The sequence below is a fragment of the Microbacterium sp. NIBRBAC000506063 genome (assembly GCF_017968845.1).
Taxonomy (GTDB): domain Bacteria; phylum Actinomycetota; class Actinomycetes; order Actinomycetales; family Microbacteriaceae; genus Microbacterium.
This window is the reverse complement of the sequence record NZ_CP072876.1, coordinates 130,126-143,428: the sequence shown is the minus strand read 5'-3', so window position 1 is coordinate 143,428 and position 13,303 is coordinate 130,126. Positions and strand designations below refer to the sequence as shown.

At 72.9% G+C, this 13,303-nt stretch carries 14 protein-coding genes and 3 pseudogenes; 11 read left to right on the top strand and 6 right to left on the bottom strand.

The features are described from left to right. Positions 1–38 precede the first annotated feature (38 nt). Together KAE78_RS00835 and KAE78_RS00830 are read right to left on the bottom strand one after the other, a co-directional pair. The gene (locus KAE78_RS00835) at positions 39–245 is read right to left on the bottom strand and encodes a hypothetical protein (protein ID WP_223171383.1); all 207 of its coding nucleotides are present in this window, start codon (positions 243–245) and stop codon (positions 39–41) included. A 95-nt stretch (positions 246–340) separates the two neighbouring features. Continuing rightward, entirely contained in the window at positions 341–565 is a 225-nt protein-coding gene (locus KAE78_RS00830; protein ID WP_223171382.1) for a DUF3107 domain-containing protein, read from the bottom strand. 81 nt (positions 566–646) lie between these two features. Between KAE78_RS00830 and KAE78_RS00825 the strand changes: the two genes are divergently transcribed. Next, complete coding sequence (locus KAE78_RS00825; protein WP_223172355.1) at positions 647–1,546, top strand: UvrD-helicase domain-containing protein; 900 nt, start codon at positions 647–649, stop codon at positions 1,544–1,546. Here KAE78_RS00825 and KAE78_RS17055 read toward each other — a convergent pair. Beyond that, a complete protein-coding gene (locus KAE78_RS17055) occupies positions 1,530–1,652 on the bottom strand; it encodes a hypothetical protein (protein ID WP_262927692.1) in 123 nt (40 codons plus the stop codon). The genes KAE78_RS00825 and KAE78_RS17055 overlap by 17 nt on opposite strands. Positions 1,653–1,743: 91 nt before the next feature. On the opposite strand from KAE78_RS17055, the gene KAE78_RS00820 reads away from it, so the two are divergent. The 7 genes and pseudogenes from KAE78_RS00820 to KAE78_RS00785 all read left to right on the top strand — a co-directional run bounded on the left by KAE78_RS00820 (position 1,744) and on the right by KAE78_RS00785 (position 7,682). Then, positions 1,744–2,589 carry a hypothetical protein gene (locus KAE78_RS00820; RefSeq protein WP_223171381.1) on the top strand — a complete coding sequence of 282 codons (846 nt, stop codon included), beginning with the start codon at positions 1,744–1,746 and terminating at the stop codon, positions 2,587–2,589. Continuing rightward, a complete protein-coding gene (locus KAE78_RS00815) occupies positions 2,516–3,826 on the top strand; it encodes a PD-(D/E)XK nuclease family protein (protein WP_317451806.1) in 1,311 nt (436 codons plus the stop codon). Before KAE78_RS00820 ends, KAE78_RS00815 begins: the two co-directional genes overlap by 74 nt. A gap of 4 nt (positions 3,827–3,830) precedes the next feature. Beyond that, positions 3,831–4,820, top strand: a complete 990-nt coding sequence (locus KAE78_RS19155) for a UvrD-helicase domain-containing protein (protein WP_411156005.1) — start codon at positions 3,831–3,833, stop codon at positions 4,818–4,820. Then, positions 4,706–5,707 (top strand): annotated as a pseudogene (locus KAE78_RS00800) (UvrD-helicase domain-containing protein); the annotation flags it as partial. The gene KAE78_RS19155 and the pseudogene KAE78_RS00800, both read left to right, overlap by 115 nt. Further along, positions 5,659–6,804 carry a 3'-5' exonuclease gene (locus KAE78_RS00795; protein WP_223171380.1) on the top strand — a complete coding sequence of 382 codons (1,146 nt, stop codon included), beginning with the start codon at positions 5,659–5,661 and terminating at the stop codon, positions 6,802–6,804. The pseudogene KAE78_RS00800 and the gene KAE78_RS00795, both read left to right, overlap by 49 nt. Before the next feature lie 93 nt (positions 6,805–6,897). Next, on the top strand, positions 6,898–7,266 hold the full coding sequence (locus KAE78_RS18160; RefSeq protein ID WP_317451805.1) for a PD-(D/E)XK nuclease family protein: 369 nt from the start codon (positions 6,898–6,900) through the stop codon (positions 7,264–7,266). A 140-nt stretch (positions 7,267–7,406) separates the two neighbouring features. Then, positions 7,407–7,682 carry a hypothetical protein gene (locus KAE78_RS00785; RefSeq protein ID WP_223171378.1) on the top strand — a complete coding sequence of 92 codons (276 nt, stop codon included), beginning with the start codon at positions 7,407–7,409 and terminating at the stop codon, positions 7,680–7,682. 445 nt (positions 7,683–8,127) lie between these two features. Here the strand turns inward: KAE78_RS00785 and KAE78_RS00780 are convergent, their stop codons facing one another. Then, a complete protein-coding gene (locus KAE78_RS00780) occupies positions 8,128–8,427 on the bottom strand; it encodes a hypothetical protein (protein WP_223171377.1) in 300 nt (99 codons plus the stop codon). 63 nt (positions 8,428–8,490) lie between these two features. Between KAE78_RS00780 and KAE78_RS00775 the strand changes: the two genes are divergently transcribed. The 3 genes and pseudogenes from KAE78_RS00775 to KAE78_RS00765 all read left to right on the top strand — a co-directional run bounded on the left by KAE78_RS00775 (position 8,491) and on the right by KAE78_RS00765 (position 11,112). Next, positions 8,491–9,138, top strand: a complete 648-nt coding sequence (locus KAE78_RS00775; protein WP_223171376.1) for an NADH pyrophosphatase zinc ribbon domain-containing protein — start codon at positions 8,491–8,493, stop codon at positions 9,136–9,138. Then, positions 9,045–9,398, top strand: a complete 354-nt coding sequence (locus KAE78_RS00770) for an NAD(+) diphosphatase (RefSeq protein ID WP_223171375.1) — start codon at positions 9,045–9,047, stop codon at positions 9,396–9,398. Before KAE78_RS00775 ends, KAE78_RS00770 begins: the two co-directional genes overlap by 94 nt. Then, positions 9,395–11,112, top strand: a pseudogene (locus KAE78_RS00765) (ATP-dependent helicase). Before KAE78_RS00770 ends, KAE78_RS00765 begins: the two are co-directional and overlap by 4 nt. Before the next feature lie 104 nt (positions 11,113–11,216). Here KAE78_RS00765 and KAE78_RS00760 read toward each other — a convergent pair. Beyond that, positions 11,217–11,633 carry a hypothetical protein gene (locus KAE78_RS00760; RefSeq protein ID WP_223171374.1) on the bottom strand — a complete coding sequence of 139 codons (417 nt, stop codon included), beginning with the start codon at positions 11,631–11,633 and terminating at the stop codon, positions 11,217–11,219. A 174-nt stretch (positions 11,634–11,807) separates the two neighbouring features. Next, a pseudogene (locus tag KAE78_RS00755) lies at positions 11,808–13,275 on the bottom strand (zinc-dependent metalloprotease). Positions 13,276–13,303: the final 28 nt, after the last annotated feature.

Here is a 13,303-nt window from a genome sequence, read left to right as displayed (position 1 = left end):
CGATGCGCCGGCGCGCCCGCGGAGGGCCACATGCCGTCTCAGCGGGGAGTGAGTCCGAGCTCCTCGGCACGGGCGGCGTCGCGCTGCTCGCGCGAGCGGGTGAGGGCGATCGTGGCGCCGACGCCGATCGCGATGCCGCCGCCGACGCTGGCCAGCCACAGCCAGAAGTTGTTCTCGGCGACGCCGGCCCACTGCAGGCCCGTGTAGATCGCCCCGGCGGCGACCGTGGCGATCGCCGGGCTCACGACGACCCGCGCAGATCACGGCCGGGAAGCGAGTAGTGCGCGGCGATGCCGACCGAGCAGGCCAGGACGAGCGCGATGAGGATGTACATGCGCGATCAGGCGACGAAGCCGACGCGGCGGGACTCTTCGGTGCCCAGCTCGATGTAGCCGAGGTTGGCGGTCGGGACGATGTAGGAGTTGCCCTTCACATCGCTCAGCGTGATGTGCGTGGCGTTCTGGTCGAGAGCGTCGGCGACCTGCTTCTGCACCTCGGCAGAGGTGGCGCCGGTCTCGAAGTTCAGCTCACGGCCGCTGTTGATGATGCCGATGCGGATTTCCACTCGTGCTCCTCGCGTAGATCGGGATGCCCCAACTCTACCGCCCGTCCGGGAGTGTCGGCGCCGCCCGATAGCGTGGAGAGCATGACACCGGATGCCGCGCAGAGACACGTGATCGATGCGGCCGTCTCGGCATCCGGCGTCGTGATCGGGGCACCGGGAACGGGGAAGACGACGACGCTCGTCGCGCGGGTGATCGCCCTGCTGGAGGTCCATGCGCTCCCGCCCGAGGCGCTCCTCGTGCTGACGCCGAGCAGGCAGGCCGCGACGCACCTGCGCGACGCGATCGGTGTGCGCATCGGCCAGGCGACGCCGGGGCCGTTGGCGCGTTCGCTGGCGTCCTTCGCGTTCCAGGTGGTGCGCGCGGCGGCGGTGCGTGCCGGCGAGGAGCCTCCCGCACTGCTCACCGGCGCCGACCAGGATCGCATCATCGCCGACCTGCTCGCCGGGGATGCCGACGACGAGGCCGACGGCGCGCCGAGTCGCTGGCCGGCGCAGCTCAGCCCCGCCGTGCGGGCCTCGACGGGCTTCCGCTCCGAGCTGCGGGCCTTCCTCGCCGAGTGCACGGAGCGTGGCGTGACCGCCGCCGAGCTGCGCGCCTCCGACAACGAGACGTGGCGTTCTGTGGGTGACTTCCTCACCGAGTACCGGGCCGTCCAGGAGCACATGCGCTCCGCGCACCGCGACATCCCCGACCTCGTCAGCGAGGCCGCGGCACTCCTGCGCCGGGTCGACGATGCGACCCTCGGCCCACTGTCCGACCTGCGCATCGTGCTCATCGACGACGCGCAGGAGCTGACCCCCGGCGGCGTGTCCCTCGTGCGGGCGCTTCGCGCACGCGGGATCGCGGTGCTCGCCTTCGGCGACCCCGACATCTCCTCCGGAACCTTCCGCGGCGCGAGCCCGCAGCTGTTCGACGAGCTCGTCACCTCCCTCGAGCGGGTGTTCGTGCTGGAAGAGCCCACCGTCAGGTCCCGGCGCTGACGGCGCTCACCCGCACGCTCACGCAGGCCATCGGCGTCGCCGGCCGGGTCGAGCACCGGAGGCCGCCGGCGCCCGCATCCGACGACGAGGATGCGGCCGTCTCCACCTTCCTCGCGGCCTCCACCTACGAAGAGGCCGACCGGGTCGCGGGCGTCCTGCGCGACTGGCACCTCAGCGGCGGCATCGCCTGGGGCGACATGGCGGTCATCGCCCATGACACGCGCCAGATCCTCGCACTGGAGGCGGAGCTGGCGGCGCGTGAGGTGCCCACACGATCCGCCGGCGTGCAGCGCCCACTGGCGAGCGAGAACGCCGTGCGCGACATCGTGCGCATCGTGGCCCTCGCGCTGAAGCCCGCGGGGGAGCGCACGGCGCAGGAGCTCGCCGAGGCGCTGTGCTCGCCCTTCGGCGGCCTGGACGCGGTGGGGCTGCGCCGGCTGCGCGCCCGGCTGCGGCACCGGGAGCTCGCCGACGGGGGGACGACACCCGCCATGGAACTGCTGCGCCAGGCCATGGAGCATCCCGCTCATCTCACCCTGATCGACGCTCCGGAGGCGCGCGTCGCGGGGCGCTTCGCGACGACCCTCGCCGAGACCGCCGCCGCCGCGGCGGCGGGAGAGACGGCCCATGACCTGCTGTGGCGGGTGTGGGAGCGGTCAGGACTCCAGAACAGGTGGCGGGCGGCCGCCGAGCAACCCGGGGCGCGGAGATCGCCCGCGCGCTCGACAGTCTCGTGGCGCTGTTCGATGCGGCCAAGCGCTTCGTGGAGCGCACGCCCGACGAGCGCCCGGCGGTGTTCATCCACGACATCCTCGGCAGCGAGGTCCCCGAAGACAGCCTCTCCGCCCCGACAGGCCCGGCGTCGTGACGCTTCTCACCCCGGCGTCGGCGCTCGGCACGGAGTACGAGGCCGTCGTCATCGCCGGCGTGCAAGAGGGGGTGTGGCCGAACGTTCGACTGCGCGGAGGCATGCTCTCGGCCTGGCGACTGTCGGGCCCGGATGCCGCCCTACTGGACCGTCGCAGGGCCGCGCTGCACGATGAACTGCGGCTGTTCGTCCGCGCGCTGACGCGGGCGCGTCGCCTCTTGGTCGTCACCGCCGTCGACGATGACGACACGGGCCCGAGCCCGTTCTTCTCCTTCCTGCCCGAGCCGCCTCCGGCATCCGACCATCCCTCGGCGGAGCATCCGCTGACGCTGCGCGGGCTCGTCATGCGGCACCGGCGCACGCTGACGACGTCCTCGTCCGAGCAGGAGAGGAGCGAGGCCGCCCAGCAGCTCGCCGTGCTGGCGCGCGAGGGCGTGCCCGGCGCGGATCCCGAGGAGTGGTACGGCATGGCCGCGCCGTCGACGCAGGCGCCCCTGCGCGACCTCACGGCCGAGGCGGCGCATGTGTCGCCCTCGCGCATGGAGTCCTTCGAGGAGTGCGGCCTGAACTGGGCGGTCTCCGCCCTCGGCGGAGACACCGTGCTGCCGCCGTCGGCCGGCATCGGCACGATCGTGCACGAGGCGATGGAGAGGGTGCCCGACGGCGACCTGGAGCGGATGCGGGCGATCCTCGCCGAGCACTGGCCCGAGCTCGACTTCGAGGCCGAGTGGATCGGGCGGAAGGAACGCCGCCGCGCCGACACCTACATCGACCGTCTCCACGGCTACCTGGGCGATGCCGCGCGCCAGGGCGGCAGGCTCATCGCCGGCGAGGTCGAGTTCCGCTTCGCCGTGGCGCTCGAAGAGGCGGACCCCGAGGGGGAGAACTCCGTGCGCGCGATCGGAGAGGGTGACGCCGCCGCGGCGCAGGAGGCGATCATCCACGGCTTCATCGACCGGGTGGAGGCCTATCCGTCCGGGGCCGGCGAGTTCCCCGACGCCCGCGGCAACGGATGGACGGGCATGGGCGGCGACGGGGAGCGCGTGGTCGTCGTCGACCTGAAGACCGGCAAGTACGAGCCCGAGACCGACGCCAAGGTCGCCGAGAACGCGCAGTTGGCCGCCTATCAGATCGCCGTCCGGCACGGGCTGATCGACGGCGCCGACCCGGCGGCGCTCGCCGGCGCCCGCCTGCTGCTGGTCGCCAAGACGCTCAGCAGGAGCGACTTCCGCATCGCCCATCAGCACCGGCTCGACGACGACGCCCGCACCGCCTTCCTGCGGCGGGTCGCGGATGCGGCGCGCGGGATGTCCGCGAGCAGCTTCACCGCGCACGTCGAGGCGCACTGCGCCGACATGCAGGGACGCGGCAAGCCCTGCCGGATCCACACGATCCCCGCGGTGAGCGCATGACCGCCTGGGAGGGTTCGCGGGGATCAGCGCGACCGACGTCGCCGCAGCGCTCGGACTGCCTTCGCCCACGCCGGCGCAGCAGAGCGTGATCGAGGCGCCGCCGTCGCCCGCGCTCGTCGTCGCCGGGGCCGGCAGCGGCAAGACCGAGACGATGTCGGGGAGGGTCGTCTGGCTGGTCGCGAACGGGCACGTGCGTCGCGATGAGATCCTCGGGCTGACGTTCACGCGCAAAGCGGCGGGGGAGCTGGCCGAACGCATCGGGGCGCGGCTGGCGGTCATCGACGAGTACGGGCGGCGAGGGCTCCTCGCCCATCTGCCGGAGATCGTGGCATCCGGGGCGCTCACGAGGGTCGACGACGCCGCCCCCGGTCGCCAGCGCGCCCTTGTGCGCCGACACGTGCTCGATGAGCTCGCGGTCCGTTTCGACACAGGGTGGGATCCGGCGTCGACGCCCGCGGCCGAAGACGTGCTGATCCGTCCGCGGGTCTCGACGTACAACGCCTTCGCCGACGGGATCGTGCGCGAGCATGCCGCCCGGATCGGGCGGGATCCGGATGCCGCGATGCTGAGCCAGGCGGCCTCATGGATGCTCGCGCGCGACGTCGTGCTCCGGGCGGATCTTCCGGGGCTGGAGGACATCGACCTGGCCGTGGGCACTGTGGTCGATGCGGTGCAGCGTCTGGCCGGCGACGCTCTTGATCATCGCGCCGACCTGGACCGCGCGGATCGGATCGCCGTGGAGCAGGCGGCGGCGTTCGCCCCGGGCGCAGCAACGGCGACGTCGACAAGGCGGCGGGCAACCTGCAGGCGCTTCCGGCGCTCACCGCGCTCGTGCGCGAGTACCTCGTCGAGAAGCAGCGCCGCGGGGTGCTCGACTTCGCCGACCAGGTCGCCGGCGCCTACGACATCGTGGAGTCCTCGCCGGATGTGCGCGAGGAATTGCGCGAGCAGCACCGGGTCGTGCTGCTGGACGAGTACCAGGACACCTCGGTGATCCAGACGCGCTTCCTCGCGGAGCTCTTCCGCGACAGCGCCGTGATGGCCGTGGGCGACCCGCATCAGTCGATCTACGGCTGGCGCGGCGCGAGCGCCGACAACCTCTACGCGTTCTCCCGGTCGTTCGCCGAGGCGCTGCCCGCACAGACGCACAACCTGATGACGAGCTGGCGCAACGAGCGGCGCATCCTCGACGTCGCCAACCGGCTGCTCGTGCCGCTGCAGCGCCCGGGCTCGACGTGCCCCCGCTCGAGCCGCGGCCCGGCGCCGGGGAGGGCAGGGCCGAGATCCGTTACGCGCTCACCGTCGACGACGAGGCCGAGGCGGTCGCAGAGTGGTTCGCCCAGCGGCGCGCCGCGCACGAGGGGCGCACCCCGATGCGCCGCGCCCGCACACGGGGCGATCCTGTTCCGCTCCAAGCGGCACATGCAGACCTTCGCCGCGGCGCTGGCCGCACGCGGCATCCCGCACCGCATCCTCGGGCTCGGCGGACTGCTCGCCACGCCGGAGGTCGTCGACGTCGTCTCGACGCTCCGGGTGATCCATGATCCGACCGCGGGCTCGGCGCTGATCCGGCTGTTGGTCGGCCCGCGCTTCGGCGTCGGGGTGGCAGACATGGCGGCGCTGCACGATCTGGCCCGAGAGCTTTCCAAGCGCGACGCGGGGCTGCTGCCGCTTCCCGAGGAGCTGCGGGCGCGCGTGCGTTCCTCGCGCGGCGCCGATGAGGCCGTGTCGATCATCGACGCCGTCGACGTGCTGCGCGGGCTCCGCGACGGCTATCGGCTGATCGAGCGCATCACGCCCGAGGGCGGGCGCGCATCCGGGCGGCGGGAGAGATGCTCGAGCGGCTGCGTCATGCGATCACCCAGCCGCTTCCCGAGCTGATCCGGCTCATCGAGCTCGAACTGCGCCTGGACATCGAGCTGGCGGCGAACGAGACGCGCGGACCGGCGCGGGTCGCCTCCACGCAGCTGCGTGCCTTCGCCGACGAGGTGCGCGCCTTCCTCGCCGCCGACGAGCGCGGCACGATCGGGAGCCTGCTGGCATGGCTGGAGAAGGCCGAGAGCAGCGACGAGCTCATGCCTCGCGCGGAGCCGCCCGAACCCGGTGTCGTGCAGCTGCTGACCATCCACGGCTCCAAAGGGCTAGAGTGGGACGCGGTCGCCGTCGTACGGATGGTCGCGGACGAGCTTCCCTCCCGGCCCACCGACACCTCGGGCTGGTTCGGCTTCGGCGTGCTGCCCTTCCCGCTCCGCGGCGATCGCGACGCCCTGCCAACCTTCGAGTGGATCCCTCCCGACGACACCGAGACCGACCCCGCCAAGCGGCAGAAGGCCTTCGTGGCCTCTCTGACGAGCAGGAGCGCCTCGGCCCGGGCGCACTCACGCGGTTCAAGAACGACTACCGGGACTATCAGCAGCAAGAGGAGCGACGGCTGGCCTATGTCGCGGTCACGCGCGCCCGCGAGGATCTTCTGCTCACAGGCTCGCACTGGGCCGGGCAGAAGAAGCCCCGTTCGGCGAGCCCGTTCCTGCTCGAGGCGATCGACGTGCTCGGCGCCGAGCCGATCGCCGAGGTCGACGGCGAAGAGAACCCCTACGAGGGCGCCGAGAAGACCCTGCTCTGGCCGCAGGACCCGCTGGGCGCGCGTCGCGCAGTCGTCACCCGGGCGGCGGAGGCCGTGCGGCGCGCGCAGGCCGAACCCGCCGCCGCTGCCACACCGGAGCTGTCCCGCCTGCTCGCCGAGCGCGCCGCCCGCCGGGCCGGCGTCGTCGCCGACGCGCCGACGCGTGTGCCGGCCTCTCGTTTCAAGGACTACGTCGCCGACTACGCCGGCACGGTGCGCAGCCTCGTCCGGCCCATGCCCGAGCGCCCGTATCGTCAGACACGACTGGGCACGCTCTTCCACGCCTGGGTGGAGCATCGCTCCGGCCTCGTGGGACGGGCGCCGCGCCGGATGCGGCGCTGTGGGAGATCGATGAGGAGGAACCGAGTGCGGCGGATCACTCGGCCGCGATCTCCGCAGACGACGAAGCGGACCTCTCACGCCTGCAGGAGATCTTCGAGAGGAGCGAGTGGGCACAGCTCTCCCCGGTGGAGGTCGAGACCGAGATCGACTTCGCCCTCCCCGGGCGGCCGGGGCGCCCGATCACATCGTGATCTGCAAGCTCGACGCCGTCTACCGTCGGACCGATCGCGGCGGGCGCCTCGAGATCGTGGACTGGAAGACGGGTCGTCCGCCGCGGAACGCCGCCGAGCGCGAGGAACGGATGCTGCAGCTGGCCCTCTACCGGCTGGCCTATCACCGCCGTCACGGGGTGCCGCTGGAGGAGATCGACGTCGCCCTGTACTACGTCGCCGACGATCTGGTGATCCGCGACGATCGGGTCTACTCGGAGGAGGAGCTGGTCCAGCGCTGGAGCGCCGCGCGGGCGGCCCGCTGAGCCTCGGTCTCCTCGGGGTCGACCTCGCCCGCCTTCTCGCCGTCCGCCGACGGGGCGGGTTCCGGCCGCTCCGACTCCGGCGCCTCGGCCTCCGCGACCCAGGCCAGCTCCTCGGGGAGTAGGTGTCGGTCTGCATGGACGTGTCGATCGATGGCGCCTCACCGGTGGGCAGACGCTCGGCGGCGCCCAGGGCCGACTGGAGCGCGGCATCCGCTCCGTCGTCGGCGATCTCGGCGAGGTCGTTCTCGCGGACGGATTCGGCGAGGGCCTCCAGCAGGGAGGCGGCGTCGTCGATGATGTCGTCCCGGCGCAGATCCTCGCCGTGGACGAGCCATCGGGCGAACTCCAGCTCGGCGCGGAGCCTGCCGCGGGCGCCGATCGCCTCGTCGGGCGTGCGGTCCGCGGCGACCGCATAGGCGCTGCGGACGTCGGATGCGGCATCCGGCGCGCTCGAGAGCCACGAGAAGTCGACGGCGGGGTCGCCGATGGAGAGACCGTGCCAGCCGACGATGCCCACGACGACCGGGCCGGCGGCGGGGTCATCCTCGAAGAGGAAGGACGTGGACTGCGTCCCGCCCAGGGTCACGGTGGACTCGAAGCGCCACAGCGCCTCTTCGTCGAGCGCCTCGCGCCAGCGGACGATGAGCCGGGCGGGCACGCGTCCTGTGGCCGCTGCCCGGTCGACGAGGGTGCGCAGCTCGGCGCGGGCCTCGGCGGCGGTGCGCTCGGGGAGCCCGGCGTTGCGCACGACCGCGGCGGGCAGCCCGTGAACGGCGGCGATCGCGGCCCCGGCGGAGTGGGCGGCGCCCGGCCCCGCGGGCAGGTGGGCGGCTTCGACCTGGAATCCGGGGACGAGCTCGGTCACGAGGGCACGTCCCTCGCCGACGGTGGTCTCTCCCACGTACTCGGGGCCTGGAAGGGCAGCATGGCGCGGGCGCCGGGGGTGAGCGCGCGCAGCGCGAGGGCCTCCGCGGCCAGTTCTCGGGCCGTCTCGTCCTCGTCGGCGACGCGGATCGCGAGCTCGCGGCCGTCGCGGAGCGTCGCGACCGCCGAGTCGAAACGGCCGTCGCCGCCGGCGCTGAGGGCTCGTGCCCCCGCGACCTCCGCACCGGGCAGAGCCGCGGTGACCGCCGCCGCTAGAGTGAAGGGTGAGCGTGCCATGACCCCAGGTTAGGGTGGGTCCTCCATGCTCCCGCCCACGCCACGCCCCGAAAGAGGGAGTCGATGACCATCCTCCCCGCACAGCCTGCACTGCTCGATCGCTGGAACGCACGGCGCAGCGAGCCGGGTCTGCTGGAGGCGCTGCGGGCCGATCCCGCCACGCGCGTGCTGCTCGTGCACGAGGGCCGCGCCCGCGTCACCGGCGGCGCGCTCGTACTCGTGGGCCCCGACGACGTGCCGTCGGATGCCGCGTGGGCGCTCCTCGGCGCGCGCGCGGACGAGACGCCCGTGCTGCTCGCGGCGGTGGCCGAGCAGGCCGAGGACACCGACTGGGAGGGCGGGCAGTGGGCAGGGGTGCGCGAGGCGGCCACGAGCCTGGACGCGGAGAGCGCGGAGCTGCTCACCTCGGGTGTGGCCCTTGCCGCCTGGATCCGCGACGCCCCCTTCTGCCCGCGATGCGGGGCGACGACCGAGCTGCGCGCCGCCGGCTGGTCCCGTTGCTGCACGGGCTGCGGTCGGGAGCACTTCCCGCGCACCGACCCGGCCGTGATCGTCGCGATCGCCAGCCGCGATGGCGAGCGGCTGCTGCTGGGGGCGAACGCGCTCTGGAAGGGAGGATGTTCTCCTGCTTCGCCGGTTTCGTCGAGGCGGGCGAGTCGCTCGAGCAGAGCGTGCATCGCGAGATCGAGGAGGAGGCCGGCGTGCGTCTGAGCGCGGTGCGTTTCTTCGGCTCTCAGCCCTGGCCGTACCCCCGTTCGCTCATGATCGGCTTCCATGCCACGGCGACGGATGATGATCTGGCCCACCCCGACGGCGAGGAGATCGTCGAGGTGCGCTGGTTCACCCGCGCCGAGATCGCCTCGGCGCTCGCCGGCGAGGGTCCCGTGGGGCTTCCCGGTCCCGCCTCGATCGCCCGGCGCCTCATCGTGGACTGGCTGGAGAACGAGGACGGACGGGAGAGCGGGGCGTGAGCGCGCTCGACGGACTCGACGAACGACAGCGTGAGGCGGCATCCGTCCTCCGCGGTCCCGTCGCCGTGCTCGCCGGTGCGGGTACGGGCAAGACCCGGGTGATCACCCACCGCATCGCGCACGGCGTCGACGTGGGCGCCTACTCGCCGCAGCGCGTCATGGCCCTCACCTTCACCACGCGCGCCGCCGGTGAGCTGCGCGGCCGGCTGCGCGCCCTCGGCGTCGAGGGCGTCGCCGCGCGCACCTTCCACTCCGCCGCCCTCGCCCAGCTGAACTTCTTCTGGCCGACGCTGGCGGGGTCTCCTGCCCCTCGATCGTCGACAACAAGGTGCGTCTGCTGGGGCAGGCGGCCGATGCCCAGCGTCTGCGCCTGGACAAGGCGACGCTGCGCGACATCGCCGCCGAGATCGAGTGGCGCAAGGTCTCGATGCTCTCGATCGACCAGCATGCCGCCCTCGGCCGTGCCGTCGGCCGGGTCGGCGCCGAGCAGCTCGCCGCGCTGATGCGCTCCTACGAGGCGCTCAAGGACGCGCGGCATCAGCTCGACTTCGAGGACGTGCTGCTCGCCTGCGCCGGCATGATCGAGGCGGAGCCGCGCGTGGCCGCCGCCGTCCGCGAGCAGTACCGGCATTTCACGGTCGACGAGTACCAGGACGTCTCGCCGCTCCAGAACCGTCTCCTCGAGCTCTGGCTGGGGGAGCGCCACGATCTGTGCGTCGTGGGCGACGCGAGCCAGACGATCTACTCCTTCGCGGGAGCCGATCAGCGTTTCCTCCTGGAGTTCGAACGCCGGCATCCGGGAGCCCGGCTCGTGCGCCTCGAGACCAACTACCGCTCCCGAGCGCCGATCCTCGCCGTCGCCAACGCGCTCATGCGCGGGCGCCCCGGAGCGCTGGAGCTCTCGCCGGCATCCGACTCCGCAGACGCCGAGACCCCGTGGTGACCGCCTATGCGAGTGAGCACGAAGAGGCCGCGGGAATCGCGGCCGCGATCGCCGCGCGCATCGCAGACGGCGTCTCGCCCTCCGACATCGCCGTGCTGTACCGGGCGCACTCGCAGTCCGCGGTCATCCAGCAGGCGCTCGCCGCCGAGGGCGTCGCCACGAGCGTGCTCGGCGGCACCCGCTTCTTCGACATGCCCGAGGTGCGCCAGGCGATCCTCGCGCTGCGCGGGGCCGCCGTGTCACCGACGAGTGCCGGGTTCCTGGACGCGGTGCGCGACGTCCTGCGCAGCATCGGCTACACCGACGAGGCTCCGGATGCCGGCGGCGCGCTCCGTGACGGCTGGGAGGCGCGGCGGGCGATCCTGACCCTCGCCGAGGAGTCGGGCCCGGATGCCACCCTCCGCTCCTTCGCCGACGCGCTCATGGCGCGCGCGAAGGACAAGCACGAGCCGACCCTGCAGACCGTGACGCTCTCGACGCTGCACGCCGCGAAGGGCCTCGAGTGGCCCCATGTCCACCTGGCGGGTGGAACGAGGGCGCGCTGCCGATCAGCTACGCGACGACCTTCGAGGCGGTCGACGAGGAGCGGCGCCTGGCCTACGTCGGCATCACGCGGGCAGCGCGCACTCTCGCGGTGTCGTGGTCGCGGACCTCGGGCCGCGGGATCGGGTGCCGTCGCGCTTCCTCGCGGAGATCGGGACCACCGCCCGCGGCACCGGCATTCTTCGTGAAACGCGACCGGGTGCCACGCCCGCGTCCCGTCCGCGCTGAGTCGCACATACCGGAATCCGGGGGTCTTCTCGCGGAGCAGCTCGGCGACGAGCGGGGCGGCGTGGGCGGCGCGCACGGAGGAGATCGCCCTCCGGCGCGGCCGATCAGCTGCGCCTGCAGGCGCGGCCACGCGGCGTCGGCCGCCGTCTCCTGCGCGTCGCGGCAGGCCAGGCAGGGGTGCGCCCGGGGACGACGAGCGGGCCGATCACCGCGCCGCCGGCATCGAAGGCGATCGGCAGATGCGCGCGGTCGGCGGTGAGGTCTGCGGCGAACTGGGCGGAGACGGCGGTGCCGCGGACGACACGGAGCGCCACCGTCTCGGGCCTGTGCGCATCCGATATCGGGAACCCCGCTTCGCGGAGCAGCTCGGTCAGCCACAGCGCCCCGCTCCATCGGAGGGTCCTGCGCCTGCACGTGCACGGGAGGCGGCAGCAGTGGCGCCAGGTGCAGAACCGGGTCGAGGGCGGCCAGGAACTCGCGCGCCGAGGCGCGCGGTGCACCGAGCCTATGTGCGACGACATCGAAGGACTCCTCGCGGATGCCGCGGCGCAGCTCTGCCAGAAGCGGCTCGCTCCAGGGCTCGCGCAGAGCGACCTCGGCGCGCCGGTCGAGGCCGAACTGGAGCGTCTCATCGTCGCGCCACAGCGGCTGGTGCGCGGGATCGAGCCGGAGGACGGATGCCGAGCGAACGGGTCTCATGCTGCGATTGTGGTCGCCGGCGCGCCCCTCTGCGGCCGGAATCCCGCGATCGTGGAAAACCCGGCAGGATCCGACCCCTGTGGAGGACTAGACGGGCATGCCGCCGGAGGGCTGTCTCCCGGGTTCTCCCCGGCGTCCTCCTCGCCCTCCAGGAGGCGCGCGAGCGCCTCGTCGATCTCGTCCGGCTGGGGCTCCTCGCCGCGGGCGCGGGCCTGCAGACGCGCGACGAGAGCGGAAGGGTCGTCGATGTCGGAGGCCTGCGGCATGAGGTCGGGGTAGTCCCAGAGGGCGTCGCGGGCGGCGACGCCGACGGCATCCGTGACCGCCTGCCACATCGCCGCGGCCTCGCGCAGGCGCTTGGGGCGCAGTTTCAGCCCGACCAGTGCCCGAGCGCATCCTCCGCCGGGCCTCCCGCCGCACGACGGCGCCGGGCCGCCTCGGAGAGTCGGATGCCATCCGGAAGCCGCTCGGTCGCCTGCGCGGTCACGACATCGACCCAGCCGTCGATCGTCGCCACGAGATTCTCCAGGCGCGCGAGCGCCTCCTTCTGGGTCTCGCTCTGCTCCGGCAGGAGGGCCCCGCCCTCGATGGCGGCGCGCAGTTCCTCGGGGTTGGAGGGGTCGAGGCGCTCGGCGACCTCTTCGAGCGCCTCCATGTCGATGGAGACGCCCCGGGCGAACTCGGTGATCTGCGTCATGACGTGCAGACGCAGCCACTTCGCGTGCCGGTAGAGACGCGCGTAGGCGAGCTCGCGGGCCGCCAGGTACAGCGCGATCTGGTCTTCGGGGATCTCGAGCCCTTCGCCGAAGGCCGCGATGTTCTGCGGGATGACGGCGACGGTGCCCGCCGGCAGTACGGGGATACCCACGTCGCCGCCCGTGACGACCTCGAGCGACAGGTTGCCGATGACCTGGCCCAGCTGCGCGGCGAAGAGCGAAGTGCTCAGGGTCCGCATGAACCGCCCCGCCCCGTCGACCACGCCGCGCATCTCTTCGGGGACGTGGCCGTCGAGGGAGCTCAGCAGGGCATCGGCGATGCTCGTGGAGACGGGCGTGGCGATCTCCTGCCAGGCGGGCATCGTCTTCTCCACCCATTCGCCGCGCGTCATCGGCGTGGGCACCTCGGCGAGCTCGGAGATCGTCGTCGCCTCGCTCAGCCAGAGGTTCGCCAGGCCGAAGGCGTCGGCCAGCGAGGTGCGTGAACCGGCGGTGAGGCCCTGGCCGTCCTTGTTGGCGACGTGCAGGGCCTGACGTAGCGACTGCTCCCAGGGGTCGCCGGCGGTGGCGCCCTGGAGCTGCTGGAAGAGCGCGCCGAGCATCGAGGGTCGATGCCGAGGCCGGACATGTCGGGGAGGTCGGACATGTCCGGGAAGCCGGGCATATCGGGGAGCTCTCCGCCCTCACCGCCGAGCATGCGCCGCAGGAACTCCTGGAAATCGTCCGGGTTCGGACCGTTCTCTGCCATGTGGACCGCCCTCTCAGCACGCGAACAG